This window comes from Streptomyces sp. NPDC002206 (assembly GCF_053593595.1).
This window is the reverse complement of sequence record NZ_JBSFCW010000038.1, coordinates 1-20,003: the sequence shown is the minus strand read 5'-3', so window position 1 is coordinate 20,003 and position 20,003 is coordinate 1. Positions and strand designations below refer to the sequence as shown.

General features: G+C 70.9%; 14 protein-coding genes and 1 tRNA gene. 12 read left to right on the top strand and 3 right to left on the bottom strand.

Annotation, left to right across the window (positions count from 1 at the left end):
• Positions 1–31 precede the first annotated feature (31 nt).
• The 10 genes from ACWCP8_RS35745 to ACWCP8_RS35700 all read left to right on the top strand — a co-directional run bounded on the left by ACWCP8_RS35745 (position 32) and on the right by ACWCP8_RS35700 (position 14,132).
• Positions 32–1,039, top strand: coding sequence for an ArsR/SmtB family transcription factor (locus tag ACWCP8_RS35745; protein WP_352268419.1), 1,008 nt, complete (start codon positions 32–34; stop codon positions 1,037–1,039).
• Between the two features lie 80 nt (positions 1,040–1,119).
• Positions 1,120–2,205 (top strand): ATP-binding cassette domain-containing protein, encoded by a 1,086-nt coding sequence (locus ACWCP8_RS35740; protein ID WP_451120497.1) that lies wholly within the window; start codon positions 1,120–1,122, stop codon positions 2,203–2,205.
• Positions 2,202–2,993 (top strand): ABC transporter permease, encoded by a 792-nt coding sequence (locus ACWCP8_RS35735; RefSeq protein WP_352268421.1) that lies wholly within the window; start codon positions 2,202–2,204, stop codon positions 2,991–2,993. Before ACWCP8_RS35740 ends, ACWCP8_RS35735 begins: the two co-directional genes overlap by 4 nt.
• A gap of 19 nt (positions 2,994–3,012) precedes the next feature.
• Positions 3,013–3,828 (top strand): ABC transporter permease, encoded by an 816-nt coding sequence (locus ACWCP8_RS35730; RefSeq protein WP_451120495.1) that lies wholly within the window; start codon positions 3,013–3,015, stop codon positions 3,826–3,828.
• 258 nt (positions 3,829–4,086) lie between these two features.
• Entirely contained in the window at positions 4,087–4,284 is a 198-nt protein-coding gene (locus ACWCP8_RS35725; RefSeq protein WP_267004460.1) for a hypothetical protein, read from the top strand.
• Between the two features lie 346 nt (positions 4,285–4,630).
• Positions 4,631–7,546, top strand: coding sequence for a type I DNA topoisomerase (topA, locus tag ACWCP8_RS35720; protein ID WP_451120493.1), 2,916 nt, complete (start codon positions 4,631–4,633; stop codon positions 7,544–7,546).
• A 246-nt stretch (positions 7,547–7,792) separates the two neighbouring features.
• The gene (gene tmk, locus ACWCP8_RS35715) at positions 7,793–10,924 is read left to right on the top strand and encodes a dTMP kinase (protein WP_451120491.1); all 3,132 of its coding nucleotides are present in this window, start codon (positions 7,793–7,795) and stop codon (positions 10,922–10,924) included.
• 162 nt (positions 10,925–11,086) lie between these two features.
• On the top strand, positions 11,087–12,292 hold the full coding sequence (locus ACWCP8_RS35710; RefSeq protein WP_352268427.1) for a DNA polymerase III subunit delta': 1,206 nt from the start codon (positions 11,087–11,089) through the stop codon (positions 12,290–12,292).
• Between the two features lie 109 nt (positions 12,293–12,401).
• On the top strand, positions 12,402–13,931 hold the full coding sequence (locus ACWCP8_RS35705) for an alpha/beta hydrolase (RefSeq protein WP_451120489.1): 1,530 nt from the start codon (positions 12,402–12,404) through the stop codon (positions 13,929–13,931).
• Positions 13,932–14,058: 127 nt separating this feature from the next.
• Positions 14,059–14,132: transfer RNA gene (locus ACWCP8_RS35700), tRNA-Thr, on the top strand.
• Positions 14,133–14,475: 343 nt separating this feature from the next.
• Here the strand turns inward: ACWCP8_RS35700 and ACWCP8_RS35695 are convergent.
• Positions 14,476–14,823 carry a YidH family protein gene (locus ACWCP8_RS35695; RefSeq protein WP_352268456.1) on the bottom strand — a complete coding sequence of 116 codons (348 nt, stop codon included), beginning with the start codon at positions 14,821–14,823 and terminating at the stop codon, positions 14,476–14,478.
• Positions 14,824–14,931: 108 nt separating this feature from the next.
• Between ACWCP8_RS35695 and ACWCP8_RS35690 the strand changes: the two genes are divergently transcribed.
• Positions 14,932–16,017 carry a sulfite oxidase gene (locus tag ACWCP8_RS35690; RefSeq protein WP_451120487.1) on the top strand — a complete coding sequence of 362 codons (1,086 nt, stop codon included), beginning with the start codon at positions 14,932–14,934 and terminating at the stop codon, positions 16,015–16,017.
• A gap of 762 nt (positions 16,018–16,779) precedes the next feature.
• Here ACWCP8_RS35690 and ACWCP8_RS35685 read toward each other — a convergent pair.
• The gene (locus tag ACWCP8_RS35685) at positions 16,780–17,478 is read right to left on the bottom strand and encodes a phosphotransferase (RefSeq protein ID WP_451120485.1); all 699 of its coding nucleotides are present in this window, start codon (positions 17,476–17,478) and stop codon (positions 16,780–16,782) included.
• A gap of 385 nt (positions 17,479–17,863) precedes the next feature.
• Here ACWCP8_RS35685 and ACWCP8_RS35680 point away from each other — a divergent pair, with 385 nt between their 5' ends.
• Positions 17,864–18,133 carry a hypothetical protein gene (locus tag ACWCP8_RS35680; RefSeq protein ID WP_352268460.1) on the top strand — a complete coding sequence of 90 codons (270 nt, stop codon included), beginning with the start codon at positions 17,864–17,866 and terminating at the stop codon, positions 18,131–18,133.
• Between the two features lie 16 nt (positions 18,134–18,149).
• Here ACWCP8_RS35680 and ACWCP8_RS35675 read toward each other — a convergent pair whose 3' ends face one another.
• Positions 18,150–19,844 (bottom strand): bifunctional 3'-5' exonuclease/DNA polymerase, encoded by a 1,695-nt coding sequence (locus ACWCP8_RS35675; RefSeq protein ID WP_451120483.1) that lies wholly within the window; start codon positions 19,842–19,844, stop codon positions 18,150–18,152.
• Positions 19,845–20,003: the final 159 nt, after the last annotated feature.

Genomic DNA, 20,003 nt, shown 5'->3' with positions numbered 1-20,003 from the left:
CGATGAGGCCGGAAGGGACGGTGGGGGCGCGGTGATCCGGATCGAACTGGACGAGGCGACGCTCGGCGCGACCCGGATCGCCATCAGCCCGCTGTGGGAGGCCTTCTGCAGCCTGCATCTGGCCCGGCCGCACCGCACGCCCTCCTGGCCGTACGAGGAGTGGGCCGTACGGGCCCGCGAGGTGCTGCGTGAGGACGACCGGACCGCGGCACTGCAGTTGCTGGTCGACGGTCCGGCGAACTTCCCGGACTTCCTGCTTCCGCTTCCGGTCGGGGCCTCGTCCGTCGAGACGGAGCTGGACACCATCCGGGCGACGCCGCCCGAGGTTGTACGGGCCGGGGTCGAGGAGCACTACCCGGGGCTGGAGGACCATCCCCGTGTCCGCCCCTACCTGGACGACCCCGAGGCGGCCTGCGCCGCACTCGCCGATGCGTACGCCGCGTACTGGGAAGGCGCACTGGAGCAGCACTGGCCGACCATGCGCCGCCTGGTCGAGGACGAAGTCCTCATCCGCGCCCGGACCTTCGCGACCGAGGGGATCGACGCACTCTTCACCGGGCTGGAGGCACGGGCCAAGTGGACGCCGCCCGTCCTTGAACTGACGAAGCACATCGACGCCGAGTACCGGGCGGGCGAGCGGCGGCTCCTGCTCGTGCCGCTCGTCTTCGCCGAGGGCTGCCGGCTCTACTCCACCGACGATCCCGAGGTCCTCGCCGTCTCCTTCCAGGCCCGGGGTACGGGTGCGCTGCGCGAGCGGGCCGCGGCCGGGCCGGAGCCCACCGACCGGCTCGGTGTGCTGCTCGGACGGGGCCGGGCATCGGTCCTGCGCCAGCTCGGCGGACCGCTCACGACTGCAGGGATAGCCGACCGGCTCGGCCTCGCACCGAGTACGGTCTCGGAACATCTGTCCGTCCTCGCCGACGCGGACGTCGTCACCCGTCACCGGGTCGGACGCAGCGTCTACTACCAGCTCACCGACACCGGCCGGGCGTTGCTCGCGCTGCTGTCGGGCGAGGACGTGCTGCGCGCCGTGTCCTGACCGGACCGGTACGGGAACGACGATTCGGCAGCCCCCGAATTGATGGCGGGTGCGGTGCGGGCGGGCCTAGCGTCCCCGCCATGCTTGCGATCGAGGCGAAGAATCTCCGCCGCACCTACACCAGCCGCACCGGCTTTCTGCGCCCCCGCCGCACCGCGACCGAGGCCGTGCGCGGCGTCAGTTTCGAGGTGGTGCGCGGCGAGCTGTTCGGACTGCTCGGCCCCAACGGCGCGGGCAAGACCACGACCATCAAGATGCTCAACACCCTGCTGCTGCCCACCTCCGGCACGGCTCGTGTCCTCGGCCATGACGTGGCGTCCGACCCCGTGGCAGTACGCCGCAGGATCGGTTACGTCTTCGGCGGCGACCGGGGCCTGTACGACCGGCTCTCCGCTCTCGACAACCTGCGCTACTTCGCCGAGTTGTACGGGGTCGAGCCACGCGAGCAGAAGCGCCGGATCGCCGAACTCCTCGACCTGGTCGGCCTGGCCGGCCGGGAGAGGGAACGCGTCGAGGGCTACTCGCGCGGGATGAGGCAGCGTCTGCACATCGCCCGCGGTCTGCTGCACAAGCCCGACGTCCTCTTCCTCGACGAGCCGTCCATCGGTGTCGACCCGGTGGCGGCGCGCGATCTGCGCCGTACGGTCGCCGATCTGCGGACGGGTGGCACCACCGTCCTGCTCACCACCCATTACATGGCCGAGGCCGACGAGTTGTGCGACCGGATCGCGGTGATCGCGGGCGGCACGATCCGGGCGCTCGGCACCCCGGACCGGCTCAAGTCCCGGGTGCAGGAGCGCGACATCCTGGAGATCGAGGCGTACGGGGCGGCCGACGAGCACCTCGACCGCATCCGGGAACTGCCGGGAGTGCGCGGGGTGGCGGCCGAGGACCGGGGCAGCCGGCAGGCCGTCATGGTGCAGACGGAACGCGGGGCGGAGCTGCACGCGCAGGTCCTGACGGCGCTCGACGGGATCCGGATCGGACGGGTCGTCACCCGGGAACCCACCCTGGAGGACGCGTACATTGCGATCGTCGAGGAGGCTGAGCAAGCCGAGGTGGCGGGGATCGGTACGGCCGGTGGCGCGGACGCCGGTACGGACGGCAGTGCGAGCGACGACTCCTGCGCCGCGACGGCCGGCCGGGTCGAGGAGGCCGCCGCATGACCGTGTCGCGGGCCCTTCGCCTGACCGTCGTCGGGGTGCGGACCCATGTCTCGTACATGAGCCGCTCACCGCTCGAAATCACCTTCGCCGTCCTCGTGCCCCTGGTGTACGCGACCCTCGCCGTCTACCTCTTCCGCGCCGCCGACGACCCCGGCCAGCCGCTCACCGCAGTCGTCGGCGCGGGGCTGATGGGCATCTGGTCCTCGGTGCTCTTCGGGTCGGGCGGAGCTGTACAGAACCAGCGCTGGCTCGGCACGCTGGAGACGCTGGTCAGTTCGCCCACACCGCTCTCCCTCGTCCTTCTGCCCATCACCCTGGCCACGGCCGTCATCGGTACGTACGCGATGGGCGCGACCGTGGTCTGGGGCGTCGTGCTCTTCGACGTGCCCCTCGACTTCGCGCACCCGCTGCTCTTTCTGGTGGCCGTACCGGTGTGCGTCCTGTCGCTCGGGATGATGGGGCTGCTGCTCGCCGCCACGTTCGTCCTGCTGCGCAACGCCAACGCGCTCGCCAACCCGCTCGACGCGCCCGTGTGGCTGCTGTCCGGGCTGCTCGTGCCCGTCACCGTGCTCCCGGACTGGACGCGTCCGGTCTCCTGGGCGCTGCCCACCACTTGGGGTGCGCGGGCCGTGCACGCGGCGACATCGGGTGGTGCGGCCGTCGGTGAGGTACTGACCCCGATGGCCGTCGCCCTCGCCCTCGGCGCGGTCTACGCGCTGGCTGCCGTGCTCGTCCTGGGGCGGGTCGAACGCCGTGCGCGGGCCGCTGCCACCCTCTCCCTCGCCTGAAGTCCAGGAGTTTCGACGCATGCTCTACCGGATTCCCCACCTCGCTCGACGCATCGTCCGCGCGTTGCGACTCGTCGTGATCGGTGGTGCCCTCTCGTACCGGGCACTGTTCAACTGGACGACACCGCCCATGTTCATCGGCACGCTGCTGGTCGGCCCGCTGCTGCAACTGCTGTTCTTCGTCTTCCTCGGGCGACAGCTCGGTGTCGCCGACGACCGCTTCTACCTGCTGGGCAACGCCGTTGTCGCCGCCTCCACGGCCTGCGTCTACGGCGGCACGATGGCCATCGCCAACGAGCGCCGCTACGGCACCCTCGGAGCGGTGTTGCTGAGCCCTCGGCACCGGGCTCCGCTCTGGTTCGGGCGCGCCCTGCCCTATGTACTGAACGGCCTCCTCATCAGCGTCTTCACGCTCACTGCCGCCTGCCTCCTGCTGGGACTGCGGATTCCGGTTGGCTCGCTGCCCGGCCTCGGCGCGGTGCTCGTCGCCGCCGCGGCCGGCTGCTCCGCCTTCGGGCTCGCCCTGGGGGCGCTCGGCCTGCGGTTCCGTGATGTGTTCCTGGTGTCCAACGTGGCGAGCTCCGTACTCCTTCTGCTCACCGGCGCCAATGTGCCGCGCGAGACCCTGCCGGGGTGGATGCGGGCCTTCGGGGACGTACTCCCGCTGACCCATGCCACCGAGGCCGCCCGGCAGTTGTCCACGGGGGGCGGGCTCGACCGGGGGCGGCTCGGTGCCGAGCTGGCGACGGGGGCCGGGTATGCGGTGCTCGCCGTCGTCCTGCTGGCGCTCTTCGAACGCGGCAGCAGACGACGCGCGACGCTCGACGTGATGTGAATCCGGCCATCACGCACGGCCACGACGCACGGCCACGACGCACGACTGTCACACACGGCCGTCACGCAGGGCCGTCGGGTGCGGCTGCGGCTGCGACCGTTGCCGCGGCCGCACCCGACGGCCACCGATACGGGCGGCGGTGCTGGAGTTCACCCGGGGTTCGTGTCGACGACGCCCGTGCGTGGCAGCCTCCCCTGGCGAGGCGACTCGACGCGGGCACCGGCTGCGCGCCGGGCGCAGACAGAGAGGCGTACGGACATGGAGAGCGGACCTGCGATCTTCGCCGGGACGGCGTTTGCGCTGTTCGGGGCCGCGCTGCTGGTATGGACGGGGGCGCGCGTCGTCCATCGCGCGCCGGTCGCGCACGGGGTGAGCCCCGTCGTCTCCACCGCACTCGCCACTTTGTTCGGTGTACTTTTCCTCGCCCTCGGCGTGTGGTGCTTCACTCACATCTGATCCATTCCCCCGCCCGGCGCCACCGGGTTCCCACCGCCCCCTCGACCGTGCGGCCACCGGGTCCGGACCCGCGAACACGCCCGGCGCACCGCCTCTCTCCCTCGGCGATCACAGCGCGGCCACCGGGCCCCTAAACCCGCAGGCAGCGACCGTGCGCACCGCGTAACGGGCACTCCGGGCGGCAGGAATGGCGGAAGTCGGGTTACCGTTCGAGTGGCCGTTGCGGGCTTTTGCCGTTTGACACGGGGGCGGGTTGTACCGTCACACTCCGCAGCGACAGCACCGTCGGCAGCGCTATCGCGCTGCCCGGATGCCCACTGAGTGTCGACCGGAGAGAAGAGCGAAGTTGTCCCCGACCAGCGAGACCGCACAGGGCGGCCGCCGACTCGTCATCGTCGAGTCGCCTGCCAAGGCGAAGACGATCAAGGGCTACCTCGGCCCCGGATACGTCGTCGAGGCGAGCGTCGGGCACATCCGTGACCTGCCGAACGGCGCCGCAGAGGTGCCGGACGAGTACACCGGCGAGGTCCGTCGGCTCGGCGTCGACGTCGAGCATGACTTCCAGCCCATCTACGTCGTCAACGCGGACAAGAAGGCGCAGGTCAGGAAGCTCAAGCAGCTGCTGGCCGAGTCCGACGAACTCTTCCTCGCCACCGATGAGGACCGCGAGGGCGAAGCCATCGCGTGGCACCTGCAGGAAGTGCTCAAGCCGAAGGTTCCGGTCCACCGGATGGTCTTCCACGAGATCACCAAGGACGCGATCCGGGAGGCGGTGGCCAACCCGCGCGAGCTCAATCAGCGCATGGTCGACGCCCAGGAGACCCGCCGTATCCTCGACCGCCTCTATGGCTACGAGGTCTCGCCGGTCCTGTGGAAGAAGGTCATGCCGCGGCTGTCGGCCGGCCGCGTCCAGTCCGTCGCCACCCGCCTCGTCGTCGAGCGGGAGCGCGAGCGCATCGCCTTCCGCTCCGCCGAGTACTGGGACCTGACCGGCACGTTCGCCACCGGCCGAACCGGTGACGCCTCGGACCCGTCGACGCTGACCGCCCGCCTGAGCGCGGTCGACGGCCGCCGGATCGCCCAGGGCCGCGACTTCGGTCCGGACGGGCAGCTGAAGTCCGGCTCCGGCCAGGTGCTGCACCTGGACGAGACGAACGCCCGGGCCCTGGCCGCCGCGCTCGCCGACTCCGCGTTCGCCGTACGGTCCGTCGAGTCGAAGCCCTACCGCCGCTCCCCGTACGCCCCGTTCCGTACGACGACCCTCCAGCAGGAGGCGAGCCGCAAGCTGGGCTTCGGGGCCAAGGCCACCATGCAGGTCGCGCAGAAGCTGTACGAGAACGGCTTCATCACCTACATGCGTACCGACTCCACGACCCTCTCCGACACCGCGATCTCCGCGGCGAGGGCGCAGGTCACGCAGTTGTACGGCGCCGACTACCTGCCGGACAAGCCGCGTACGTACGCCGGGAAGGTCAAGAACGCGCAGGAGGCGCACGAGGCGATCCGCCCCTCCGGCGACCGCTTCCGCACGCCCGCCGAGACCGGCCTGACCGGCGACCAGTTCCGGCTCTACGAGCTGATCTGGAAGCGGACCGTCGCCTCCCAGATGAAGGACGCGGTCGGTAATTCCGTCACCGTGAAGATCGGTGGCCGGGCGAGCGACGGCCGGGACGCCGAGTTCTCCGCGTCCGGCAAGACGATCACCTTCCACGGCTTCATGAAGGCGTACGTCGAAGGCGCCGACGACCCGAACGCCGAGCTCGACGACCGTGAGCGGCGGCTGCCGCAGGTCGCCGAGGGCGACGCGCTGTCCGCCGAGGAGATCTCGGTCGACGGCCACGCGACCAAGCCGCCGGCCCGTTATACCGAGGCCTCGCTGGTCAAGGAACTGGAAGAGCGCGAGATCGGCCGCCCGTCGACGTACGCCTCGATCATCGGCACCATCCTCGACCGCGGCTATGTCTTCAAGAAGGGCACGGCGCTCGTCCCGTCGTTCCTCTCCTTCGCCGTGGTCAACCTGCTGGAGAAGCACTTCGGCCGGCTCGTCGACTACGACTTCACCGCGCGGATGGAGGACGACCTCGACCGCATCGCGCGGGGCGAGGCCCAGTCCGTGCCGTGGCTGAGGCGCTTCTACTTCGGCAAGGGCGACGACGCCGTCAGCGGCGCGGCCTCCGCCGCGGGCAACGGCGACGGCGACCACCTCGGCGGTCTGAAGGAGCTCGTCACCGACCTCGGCGCGATCGACGCCCGGGAGATCTCCTCCTTCCCTGTCGGCAACGACATCACGCTCCGCGTCGGGCGGTACGGCCCGTACATCGAGCGTGGTGAGAAGGACGCCGAGGGCCACCAGCGCGCGGATGTGCCGGAGGAGCTGGCGCCCGACGAGCTGTCCGTCGAGTACGCGGAGGAGCTGCTGGCCAAGCCGAGCGGCGACTACGAGCTCGGCGCGGACCCGGTGACCGGGAACCAGATCATCGCGAAGGACGGCCGGTACGGTCCGTACGTCACCGAGGTGCTGCCCGAGGGGACGCCGAAGACCGGCAAGAGCGCGGTGAAGCCGCGGACCGCGTCGCTCTTCAAGTCGATGTCGCTGGACACGGTGACGCTGGCCGACGCGCTCAGGCTGATGTCGTTGCCGCGGGTCGTCGGCGAGGACGCCGAAGGCGTCGAGATCACCGCACAGAACGGCCGCTACGGCCCGTACCTGAAGAAGGGCACGGACTCGCGTTCGCTCACCTCCGAGGACCAGCTCTTCGACATCACGCTCGAAGAGGCCCTCGCGATCTACGCCCAGCCGAAGCAGCGCGGACGGGCCGCCGCCAAGCCGCCGCTGAAGGAGCTGGGCACCGACCCGGTGAGCGGTGCTCCGGTCGTCGTCAAGGACGGGCGCTTCGGTGCGTACGTCACCGACGGCGAGACGAATGCGACGCTGCGCACCGACGACAGCGTCGAGGACATCACGCCGGAGCGCGGTTACGAGCTCCTCGCGGAGAAGCGCGCCAAGGGACCCGCCAAGAAGAAGACGGCGAAGAAGGCCCCGGCGAAGAAGACGGCAGCGAAGAAGACGACGACCGCGAAGAAGACGACTGCGACGGCGGCCAAGAAGACCGCGGCGAAGAAGACGACGACCGCGAAGAAGACGACTGCGACGGCGGCCAAGAAGACCGCGGCGAAGAAGACGACGACCGCGAAGAAGGCGACGACGGCGAAGAAGGCCGTGGCCAAGAATGCGACTGCGGCGTCCCCCGCCGAGGACTGATGGCACTCGGCTGACGGCCGAGCACGTCTGAGCGCCAGGGCCCGGCACCTCTCCAGGTGCCGGGTCCTGCGTTTTTCGGTCCCTCCGGCGTCCGAGGAGCGGGGGCGGAGCCCCGGTTTCGGGAAGGGGCGAGTGGGGGAACAAGCCCGCCGCAGGCGCCCGAACCCCGCCCCACCCCCTGCGCCCGGCGCCCATATGTTCGGATGGGGTCACCGGTGACCGCGCCGCTGCGGATAGGCTGGGCGGATGACGCGAGCCGAGCAGCCAACGGTCGTGAGCCCCACCTCCGACACACTTGCCGCAGACTCACGCGAGCGCGCCGTACGAGCCCTGTTGCATGTTCCCCCGCTGAAGCGGTTGTGGAGCGCGCAGCTCGTCGGCGGAATCGGCGATGCACTCGCCCTTCTCGTGCTGGTGCTGCTGTCGCTGCAAGCGGCGGTCCTTGAGGGCTCATTCGGATCCGGATACCGCGGGGCGGCCTTTGCCGTCGCCGCTGTCTTCGGTGCCCGAATCCTTGCCACGCTCCTCTTCGGAGCCGTACTCCTGGGGCCGCTGACGACGCTCACCGCGCCCGGCGGACCGCTGGACCGGCGGTGGCTGATGATCGGAGCGGACGGGCTGCGGCTCGCACTGCTCGTCGTCGCACCGCTGTGGATCGACTGGATGCCCGACAAGGCGCTCATGATGATCCTCATCACAGTCTTCGTCACCGGCGTCGGCGAACGGCTGTGGACCATCGCCAAGGAGAGCGCCGCGCCCGCGCTGCTGCCCGCCCCGCCCGCGGAGGGTGCCGCGGTACGCCCGCTGCCGGACCACCTCGACGCGCTGCGCCGGCTCTCCCTCCGTACGGACTTCGCCGCCATTCCCGCCGCGGCCGCCGTCCTGCTGATCGCCACGCTCATCGGCAATCTGCTGGGTTCGGGGCTGGAGTGGTTCTCCTTCCATCAGGCGGCCCTCGGCTCGTACGTCGCGGCCGGGCTGTTCTCCGCCTCGATCTCCACCCTGTACTTCCTCGAACTGCCCGGTTCGCCGACGCCCCGCCCGCGCTCGCCCCTAGAAGGCCTGCGCCGGCCGTCCACGGCCGGCGGCCCGGACAGGGGTCGTACCGGCGCCGTCCCGCTGATCGTCGGCGCCTGCGCCGCGGTTGCCGGAGCGATCGCCGCCGCGGCCGCCGTCGCCGTACTGCACGCGGCCGACCTCGGTGGCGGCCCCGTCACCTTCGCCCTGCTGATCCTCGCTCTGACCGGCGCCACCGGGACCGGCATCCGAACCGCCGAGAAGGTGCTGCCCACCCTGTCGCGTCGCCGGCTGCTCGCCCTCGCCACAGCTGTCACCGGGGTCGCGCTCCTCGCGATGGGCCTCGTGCCGGACACGGCGACCGTGGTGTTCATCGCGGTTCTCGCCGGATACGCGGCGGGTGTCGCCGCGTACACCGGGCACACTCTCGTGGACCAGGAGACCGAGGAGGTCCGCCGGGCCAGGACCACCGAGCACCTCCAGGCCCTCGTCCGGGTCCTGATCGCGCTCGGCGCGGTCGGGGGCCCGCTGCTGGCTGCTGCCATCGGCACGCACCGGCTGACCGCCGGTGACTTCGTCTTCGCGCACGGCGGCGCCGCCTTCGCCCTGATGCTCATCGGCGCCCTGCTGCTGCCGGTCGCCGCGATCGTCCTCGCCAGGACGGACGACCGGTCCGGAGTGCCGCTGCGCCGCGATCTGCGCGAGGCCCTGCGCGGCGGCGAACCGGCCGTGGCGCCCGCAGCCACGGGCTTTTTCCTGGTCCTGGAGGGCGGCGACGGGGCCGGCAAGTCCACCCAGGTCGAGGCGCTCGCCGAGTGGATCCGCGCCAAGGGCCACGAGGTCGTCGTCACCCGCGAGCCGGGGGCGACCCCGGTCGGCAAGCGGCTGCGTTCCATCCTGCTCGACGTGTCGTCGGCCGGTCTTTCGAACCGGGCCGAGGCCCTGCTGTACGCCGCCGACCGCGCCGAGCACGTCGACTCGCTGGTCCGTCCGGCGCTGGAGCGCGGCGCGATCGTCATCTCCGACCGTTACATCGACTCGTCCGTCGCCTACCAGGGCGCCGGCCGCGACCTGTCCCCGACCGAGATCGCCCGGATCTCGCGATGGGCGACGAGCGGCCTCGTACCGCATCTGACGGTGCTGCTCGATGTCGACCCGGAGACCGCGCGGGAACGGTTCACCGAGGCGCCCGACCGGCTGGAGTCCGAGCCGCCCGAGTTCCACGCCCGGGTGCGGTCCGGCTTCCTGACCCTGGCCGCGGCCGACCCGACCCGCTATCTGGTGGTGGACGCAGGCCAGGAACCGGATTCGATCACCACCGTCGTACGCCACCGGCTCGACCAGCTCCTGCCGCTCTCCGAGGCCGAGATCAAGGCCCAGGCGGAGGCGCGCAAGGCGGCCGAGGACGAGGCCCGGCGCAAGGCCGAGGAAGAGGCCGCCCGCAAGGCGGAGGAGGAGCGACTGGAGCGCGAGCGCCAGGAACAGCTCGCCAAGCTCCGCGCCGAGGAGGAGGAGCGTCAGCGCCGCGAGCTGGAGGAGGCGCGGCAGCGCGAGGCCGAACGACAGGCGGAGGAAGCCCGTCGGCAGGCCGAGGAGGAGCGGGTCAGGCGGGAGGCCGAGGAGCAGGCCCGCGAGGCCGAGCAGGCCCGGCTGCGCCGGCAGGCCGAGGAGGAGGCCAGGCTTCGCAAGGAGACCGAGGCGCGGCGGCTGGAGAAGCAGCGCAAGGCCGAGGAGGCTCTGCTGCGGGCCGAGGCGGCCCGGCGGCAGGCGGAGGCCGAGGCGGCTTCGGCTGCGGCGGCGCAGGCTGCCCGAGCGGGGTCCGCGTCCGTCCCGGACAACGAGCTGACGGTGCCGACGCCGGTGGTCGGCCCGAACGAGGTGACCCAGGCGGTGCCGTCGCCGGTTGCCACACCGTCGCCCGAGGCCGAGACGGCGATGCTCCCGGAGATCTCCGACGCGACAGACCGTTCCCAGCGGTCGGAGCGACCTTCGGCATGGGACGCTGCGGGCGCCGCGGACGAGACCACGGTGCTTCCGCCGGTCAGGGACGTACGGGAGGCTCGTGACGAGCACCCGGCGGACCGGGTTCCGCGCGGCATCTTCCGTGACGAGCGCCCGGCCGGCGCCGCAGCGGAGCGGGAGAACGAGCGCACCCGGGAGCTGCCGCAGGTCAGCGGCCGGCATGCCGCCCCGCACGCCGCCGAGGACCGGCGGCCGCGCGGTCGGCGTTCTCGTCCGGACTGGGCCGAGGAGACCCCGCTGGACGATCTGCCGACACTGGCGGACGAGCTGCTCGGCGATCACGACAGTGACGACGAGGACCCCGGCACCTCCGGACACGGCCGCCGCCCGCGCCGTTGAGCGGAGCCTGCTGACGGGCCCCGGCCGGATCCCCGGCCGGGGGTCCGGGTCCCGGTGTCCGGGTCCCGGGACCGGGGACGGACCGGATCGCCGGGATTGTCAGACCCCTCCCCCACAATGGGAAGCCGGAGCCGTACACGACCACCGGAAGGGCGGTGACCCATGTCCGTATGGGACGACCTGGTCGGCCAGGACCGAGTGCAGGAGCAGCTCGGTGCCGCCGCTCAGGACGCCGATGCGCTGGTCACCGCAGTCTCTGCGGGGGAGCGGGTGCCGCCGGGGTCGAGGATGACCCACGCCTGGCTGTTCACCGGACCGCCGGGCTCCGGGCGGTCCACCGCCGCCCGCGCCTTCGCCGCCGCCCTCCAGTGCACCAGCCCGGACCGCGCCCTGGGCGGCGCACCGGGGTGCGGCTTCTGCGACGGCTGTCACACGAGTCTCGTCGGTACGCATGCCGATGTCGAGGTGGTCCGCACGGACCTGCTCTCCATCGGTGTGAAGGAGACCCGCGAGCTGGTCCGCCGCGCCCAGCTCTCCCCGGCCGTGGGCCGCTGGCAGGTGATCATCCTGGAGGACGCCGACCGGCTTACGGAGGGCGCGGGGAACGTGCTGCTGAAGGCGGTCGAGGAGCCCGCGCCGCGCACGGTGTGGCTGCTCTGCGCCCCCTCCCTCGAAGATGTGCTGCCCACCATCCGGTCCCGCTGCCGTCACCTCACGCTGCGCACCCCGTCGGTCGACGCCGTCGCCGATGTGCTGATCCGGCGCGACGGCATCGATCCGGAGCGGGCCGCGTCCGCCGCGCGCGCCACGCAGGGGCACATCGGCCGGGCCCGCCGCCTCGCCACCGACGAGAAGGCCCGCGCGCGCCGCGCGGCTGTGCTCAAGCTTCCGCTCAGGATCGAGGACATCGGCGGCTGTCTGAAGGCGGCCCAGGAGCTGATCGACACCGCTGCCGACGATGCGAGGCAGGTCTCCGAAGAGGTCGACGTCAAGGAGACTGAGGACATGAAGGCCGCGCTCGGCGCGGCCGCCGGAGGCCGGATGCCGCGCGGCACGGCGGGGGTGATGAAGGAGCTGGAGGACAGGCAGAAGCGCCGCAAGACCCGCACCCAGCGCGACAGCCTGGATCTGGCGCTCACCGATCTGACCGGCTTCTACCGCGACGTACTGGCGCTCCAACTGGGTTCGCAGATCGCGCTCTCCAATGTCGATGTCCGGGACGCAGTCGACCGGATCGCCCGGTCCTCCACACCCGAGCGCACCCTGCGCCGGATAGAGGCAGTGATTGCCTGCCGCCGGGCGTTGGACCGCAATGTGGCGCCGCTGCTCGCGGTGGAGGCGATGACGATGGCACTACGCGCAGGCTGACACGGATTTCTGATACGAAGCTCCGACATGGATCGCCGACACGGATCGCTGATTCACCCGATTGGGTAACGAATCGGGCGAGTCGTCGCATGGCGGCTACGCTCCGGGGATGGATACCAGGCGCCTGCTCCGTACCTTCGGCACCCTGCTCGGCACTGCCGGCCTACTCATCTCCGGCTGCAGCAGCGGCAGTTCGACGACGAGTGCGTCGAGTTCCGCGCCATCCGTGCCCCCGGAGCTTGTGCCGTACTACGCACAGCATCTGAGCTGGCGGGACTGCGGCGTCTCCGGATTCCAGTGCGCCACCATGAAGGCGCCGCTCGACTACGCGAAGCCGGGTGCCGGCGACATCAAGCTGGCCGTCTCCCGCAAGAAGGCCACCGGCCCGGGCAAGCGGATCGGCTCCCTCCTGGTGAACCCGGGCGGCCCCGGCGGCTCGGCCATCGGCTACCTCCAGAGCTACGCGGCCGCGGGCTACCCCGCCCCGGTCCGTGCCCGCTACGACATGGTCGCCGTCGACCCGCGCGGCGTCGCCCGCAGTGAACCCGTCGAATGCCTCACCGGACCGCAGATGGACGCGTACACCCAGGTCGATCAGACCCCCGACGACGACGCCGAGGTCACGCAGCTGAGCGACTCCTTCCAGAAGTTCGCGGACGGTTGCGAGCAGCGCTCCGGCAAGATCCTCCCGCACGTCTCCACCGTCGAAGCGGCCCGCGACATGGACATCCTGCGGTCCCTGCTCGGTGACGAGAAGCTGACGTATGTCGGGGCGTCGTACGGCACCTTCCTGGGTGCGACGTACGCCGAGCTCTTCCCTGCCCGGACCGGCCGCCTCGTCCTCGACGGTGCGATGGACCCGTCGCTCTCGTCGATCGAGATGAACCGCGACCAGACCGCGGGCTTCGAGACCGCATTCCAGTCCTTCGCCGCTGACTGCGTGAAGAAGTCGGACTGCCCGCTCGGCACCACCTCCACCGCCGATGCCGCCACCCACCTCGAGCAGCTCTTCGCCGACCTCGACGCCAAGCCCATCCCCACCGGCGAGACCCGCAAGCTCGGCGAGTCCCTCGCCACCATGGGCGTCGTTGCCGCCATGTACGACGAATCGACCTGGCCCCAGCTCCGTGAAGCCATCGCGGGCGCCCAGGCGGGCGACGGTTCCGGCCTGCTCGCCCTCGCCGACAGCTACTACGAGCGTCAGCCGAACGGCACGTACGCGAACCTGATGTCTGCCAACGCAGCCGTGAACTGCCTCGACTCGCCCCCGGCCTTCACCGGCCCGAGCGTCGTCATGCAGGCCCTCCCGAGCTTCGAGAAGGCGTCCCCGGTCTTCGGCAAACCTCTCGCCTGGGCCTCCCTGAACTGCGCCGACTGGCCCGTCGGCGCCACCGGCACCCCGCACCGCATCACTGCGAAGGGCGCCTCCCCGATCGTCGTGGTCGGCACCATCCGCGACCCGGCCACCCCGTACAAGTGGGCCCAGTCCCTGGCCGGCCAGCTCTCCTCCGGAAGGCTCCTCACCTACGAGGGTGACGGCCACACGGCGTACGGCCGCGGCAGCGACTGCATCGACACGGCGATCAACACGTACCTCCTGAACGGCACCCCGCCTGCCGCCGACAAGAGGTGCTCCTGACTCCCCGATCCGCCGAACCTCCCCCTTGACCAGCGGATACGGCTCCGGGGGAGGGCGGTACGGAGCACTCTCCGAAACTGTGTAGACTTGGCGACGCCGCTGATCGCACCATGGTGCGACGGGGCGTGCCGCCTTAGCTCAGTTGGCCAGAGCAACGCACTCGTAATGCGTAGGTCTCGGGTTCGAATCCCGAAGGCGGCTCTGTAGAAGCCTCAGGACTCACTCGCCGTGACCTGGGGCTTTTGCTTTTGTCGGACGCGGCGGCGACGTCGGACGCGGTCGCGCTGTACGAGTCGCGTCCCGGAGCGACGATCCGGTCGGTCGCCACTGATCTGGGAATCCACCCGGAGACGCTGCGGAACCGGGTGCGGGCGGCCGGGGCCAGCCGGCCCCAGGGGCGCCGGACGGAGGTGGGGATCGCGCGGCACCTACACGGTGGCGGGTGCCGTGTTCACGTAACACCTCGGACCATCAGCAAACGCGCGGTGTCGTAGGTGGGCCCGAGGCCATCCGCGGGCCGTCATTCGGCCCGGCCGTACTGGCGTCACCAGAGCAGCAATAGGGCGACAGCGAGTGCGACGGTCAGTACGGCGCCTGCGGCCAGTGGTCCTCCGGTTCGGCCGGCGGCGCGAAGCCGTTCGTGCCTGATATCGGCTGCGGCGTGCCGGTAGCGCACTGCGGAGTAAGCCGGCCCAGCCGCTCCGACAGCCATCAGCAGAGCGCCTGCGGCCAGTGAACGGGTACGGCTGGCTTCGACGAACTTGGCCACGGCCAGCCCCAGCGCCATCACGTTCGCGGATGTGCGCAGCCATGCGAGGTAGGTGCGCTCGTTCGCCAGATGATCTCGGGCGTGGGATGGATCTGTGTCATCCCCGGGGCGTTCCTTGCCCATGACTCGCTCTCCTGCTGGAGGCCGCCCGCGATGCGCATTCTGCCGCCGTCGCCGAAACCGAGCGGGATCGAAAGTGCCGCTTGGGAGGACTTTGAGCATAGTGGCGGTATGGGCATATGGGATAAACGAGACGACATGATCGTGCACCAGACCGAGCCCTACAACGCTGAACCACCTCCCGGCGCGCTCGTGGACCCGGTCACCCCTCTGGACACCTTCTATGGCCGCAACCATGCCCCGATCCCCCGCGTGGACGGGGCGAGCTGGCGGCTGCGGGTGAACGGCATGGTCGATCGCCCGCTGGAATTGTCGCTGGACGAACTGCGGCGCCGCTTCCCCGAACGGAAAGTGCTCGCCACTTTGCAGTGCGCGGGCAACCGCCGCGCCGACCTCGTGGAGTTCCGCGACATACCCGGCCAGGTCCCCTGGGGCCCCGGCGCCATATCCACGGCATGGTGGACCGGTGTGAGCCTGGCGGATGTACTGACCGAGGCAGGGCTGCAGGCAGAAGCGGCCCACATCACCTTCACCGGCGCCGACGTGTCACAGGACGCCGACCCGCCACAGCCCTTCGGCGCCTCCGTACCGGCGGCGAAGGCCACCTCCAGCGAGGTGCTCCTGGCCTGGGCGATGAACGATCAGGCTCTTCCCGTCGCACACGGCGCCCCGCTGCGCGCCGTCGTCCCGGGCTACATCGGCGCCCGCAGCGTCAAATGGCTCCAGCGCATCACCGCACAGACCGAACCGTCCGACAACTACTTCCAGTGGGAGTACAGCCTCCTGCCTCCCGAGGCCGACCCCCACAAGGCAGGACCAGGCGACGGCATCACGCTCGGGCCGGTCGTCATTCACAGCGCCATCCTGCGGCCCGGCAAAGGCGCTCGACTGCCGTCCGGGCCTACCGAGGTCACCGGCGTGGCCTTCGCCGGCGACGACCGCACGGTGACACGCGTGGACGTGTCCGCCGACGGCGGCACCACGTGGGTCCACGCCGATCTGAACGCACCGGACAACCCATGGACGTGGCAGCACTGGCGCACCTCGCTCATCCTCCCGGCAGGGGAGACGGAACTCCTCGCCCGCGCCTGGGACTCCGCCGCAGCCGTACAGCCCGAGTCCCCAGCGACGGTCTGGAACCCCAAGGGCTACGCCAACAACGCCTGGGCCCGCCTCCACGTCACCTGCGACCGCTGAAAGCCGGGCGGTCAGGCCGCAGGCGACGATGACTGGTCACGCTTTGCAGTTCCTCGTCACCGACCAGGAAGTACGCGCCTCGCTCACCGCGATCCACGACATGGCGTCAAGGAGGACGTGTCGCGTTCGAGCCGCGCCATCCCCAAGCACGGGCCCGGGAGGAGTGGACTCCGTCCTACCCGGACGATCTCGTCGACGGTGTCGGCCGTCACATTCCGGTCCGGCGCGAGGTCGACTCTGTCATCGGCGATGTGGTGACGTTCGACGGGACGACGGCCGAGCCTGACGGCACGGCTCTCCGCGTCCATCGCGTGAGTGTGCGCTTCCTCGACGCTGCCGCTCTCGACGCGTTTCTCACCGACGCAAGGGCGGCTCAGAGAAACTTCAGGACTCACTCGCCGTGACCTGGGGTTTTTCCTTTTTTGGACCCGACGTCGGCGTCCGGCTCGCTTGTGGCCGCCGCAAGGGGACGAAAGCGACTGATTCTTACCCGCTTCTTCTCTTGACTACGGACAAATAAGGAGGAAGCTAGCTAATACACCAGGCAACCGGTGAGAGCCGCACCGCCGATGAAGACGTTCATCGACCCGAGTGACACCCACCTCGGCCACTGGCTAGGCTCCCGGTAGAGCTACGTATCGGCATCGGAGTCGTCAGCGACGACTGACGCTTACGTACCGATATGGGGCACCGGGGGCCACCGTTTGTGCGGTCCGGATCACCAGCAGCCCCCAGAACTCACTCGCCGTGATCCGGGCTTTTTCATGCCCGGGGTCGGCCGCCGGGATCCAGTTCGCTGATCAGGTCCGCCGCTTCGTCGATGAGGGCCAGTTCGTCCGGGCTCAGGTTCGAGTCCGTCGCGCGGCGCCGCTTGGCCTGGGCGAGGTGGGGAGTGGGGATACCTCCCTGGTCGGCGAGGTGCGGGAGCAGGGCCTTGAGCAGTGAGCGGGCGCCCGCTGCCGACGGCGATGCGGGGTCCACCGCCACCTGGGCCAGGATCAGCGACGACATGGCCCGGTCCAGGGCCGGCGGACCTTCCGCGGTGGTCCGCCAGTCGATCACCACCGGGCCGTCGGGTGTCAGCATCACATTGTCCGGGTGCAGATCGAGGTGGAGGATCCGGTCCTCCGGGTCCTGGGAGACCCTGGCCGGGATCGTGTGCAGGTCGGTGAGGAGTCCGGCGAGTATGGCGCCGCCCTCGTCCTCGGCGAGCGCACCGGAGAGCAGCGACTCCAGCATCGTCGGGCCGGTCAGACGTTGCAGTACCAGGTCGGAGGGGGTGGCGGTGGCCGGGTTCGGGCCGAGGCGGGGGACGGGGTAGCCGCACGCCGAGAGGTAGGACATGACGGCGAGCTCCGGTGTGGCATCGCTGCTGTCGCGGTACCGGCGCAGGACCCAGGCCTCGTCGATCGCGTACACGTCGGCAGATCGTCCCGTACCCAGCAGTTGGCCTATTCGCATGAGGGGAACCTACTGGTGCGGTCCTCGGCCGGGGAGATCTCGCACGCATATCGGAGGGGCCCATGAGGCGAAGTGAGGGGCGGCCGAGATCTCCTGAAGGTGTCGGGTGCGTGGCTGCCGTGTCGGCAATTCCCCCGGCCGCCTCGACCGCCGCCGACGCGCTTGTGCTTGCCGGGCTGACGTCACGTCCGGCATCGCGTCCGCCGACCCCGCTATCCCGCCTCTTCCATGTCCCGGCGCCGGGACAAAAGCGTTCCCGGCCCGGGCTTTTTCCGCGGAGTAGCCTGGAAATGTCGAGAACGTTCCGTACGCCGGTTCGTCGGTCTGCGTCGTTCCCGGCGCTTCTTGTTCTTTCGGCCTGCGCGTTCGAAGGGGGCCGTCTCTTATGGACACCTTGATCATGGCGGCGGTCGTCCTGGCGATGATCGCGCTGACCGCGTTCTTGATTCATCTGCTCAACAGGCGGCACCGGCATCAGCATCTGCGAGCGGTGCATTACGACCACGGTCTGGCCGGGTTCGGCGGGTTCGGGGGGCCGGGTGCAGGTACCGGGCGTGTCGTTCCGCCGGTGGAGACCGTGCAGCCCACGCAGTCCTTGCGGAAGGGCGAGTCCCGGGCGGCCGATCGGCCCGGTGGTTCCGGTTCCGGGGAGTGACCTCTCCTGATTGGCCCTACTTGGCGTCGGAGTAGCGTTCCACGATCGCCGTCGTGAAAGGGAAACGCACCGGCGTCTCGCCGAAGGCGGTCCGCCCGGCCCGTTCCCCTGCCGCCCGGATCGCCTCCACCACCGCATTCGCCTCCTCATGGGGGCAGTGCACCATCACCTCGTCGTGCTGGAAGAAGACCAGCTCGGCCCGGAGACCGGCGGCCGTCAGGGACTGGCGCAGCGCGGCCAGGAACAGCAGTGCCCAGTCCGCGGCACTGCCCTGCACCACGAAGTTACGGGTGAAGCGGCCCCGCGCGCGGGCGTTCGACGAGGCATAGCCGGGGGTGAAGTCGCCGTCGCCGGACGACTGCTCGTCGCTCTCCTGCGGGATACCCGCCTCGTCGTCGTCCCCGGTTCCGGCGGCCGGCGGGCTGGTCCTGCCCAGCCATGTCCGTACGAGACGGCCCTCTTCGCCCTCCTTCGCCGCGTCGTCGACATACGCCACGGCCAGCGGGAACCGGCGCCGCAGCGCCGCCAGATTCTTCAGGCCGTCGCCCGATGTCTGGCCGTAGATCGCACCCAGCAGCGCGAGCTTGGCATGGTCGCGGTCGCCATGGAACGCGCGGTCCGACAGTGCCGTATAGAGGTCGCCGCCGTGGCCCGCCACCTCCATCAGGCCGCGGTCGCGGGAGATTGCGGCCAGGACCCTCGGCTCCATCTGATCGGCGTCCGCGACGACCAGCCGCCAGCCGTCGTCGGCGACGACCGCCTGCCGGATCACCTTGGGGATCTGCAGCGCCCCGCCGCCGTTGGTCGTCCAGCGGCCGCTGACCGTGCCGCCCGGCTGGTACTCGGGGCGGAACCGGCCGTCCCGCACCCAGTCCTGGAGCCAGCTCCAGCCGTGCGCCGTCCAGATCCGGTACAGCTTCTTGTACTGGATCAGTGGCTCCACCGCCGGATGGTCCAGCTCCTCCAGCTCCCAGCGGCGGGTCGACTTCACCTTGATGCCGGCCTGGGCGAACGCCTTCACCACGTCGGCGGGGAGGTCCGGGCGGACACGGCGGCCGAACGCCGCCGACACCTCGTCGGCCAGCTCGGCCAGTCTGCGGGGTTCGCCGCCGCCGGCATAGCGGTCGCCCAGCAGGTCGTGCAGCACTTCCCGGTGAACGTCGGCCCGCCAGGGCAGGCCGGCCCAGTTCATCTCCGCGGCGACCAGCATGCCGGCCGACTCGGCGGCCGTCAGCAGGCGCATCCTGCCGGGGTGCGCGGTGGCGTCGTGGCGGCGCAGCTGTTCCGCGTAGACCTGGAGGAGCGCCTCGAATGGGATGTCCGTGCCGGACGGCGGCTCGAAAAGGGAGGACTGGGAGCCGGGTTCGGCGGACCGGGACGGGGGATCCGGAGGCACGGGGGCGTTACGGAGGCGGGCATGGGCGGCCGCGGCGGAGCGGGGCTCGCCCAGCCGGCCCTCGTGTGCGAGGAGGAGCGACTCGGCGACCTCGATGTCGTAGCAGCGGCTGACCCGTACACCCGCTGTGAGCAGGCGTGGGTAGATCTCGGCGGTCGACCGCCACACCCAGCGGGTGACGTCCGGGCGGGAGCGGACGGCCTCCACCAGGTCGGGCTCGGTGTGGAACGGGGCCGCGGGCAGGCCCGTGGGGGCCAGCGGGGCGAGGTGGGCTCCGCCGGTCTCTGTGGCGGTCAGAGCCCAGCGCTCGGTCATGCGTTTGAGTTTGGCAGGTGGGACTGACAGTGGGGGTGGGGCCGTGCGGGGGGGGGGGGGGGGGGGGGGCCCCCCCCCCCCCCCCCCCCCCCCCCCCCCGGGGGGGGCCCCCCCCCCCCCCCCCCCCCGGCCCGGGGGCGGGGCCCCCCCCCCGCCCCG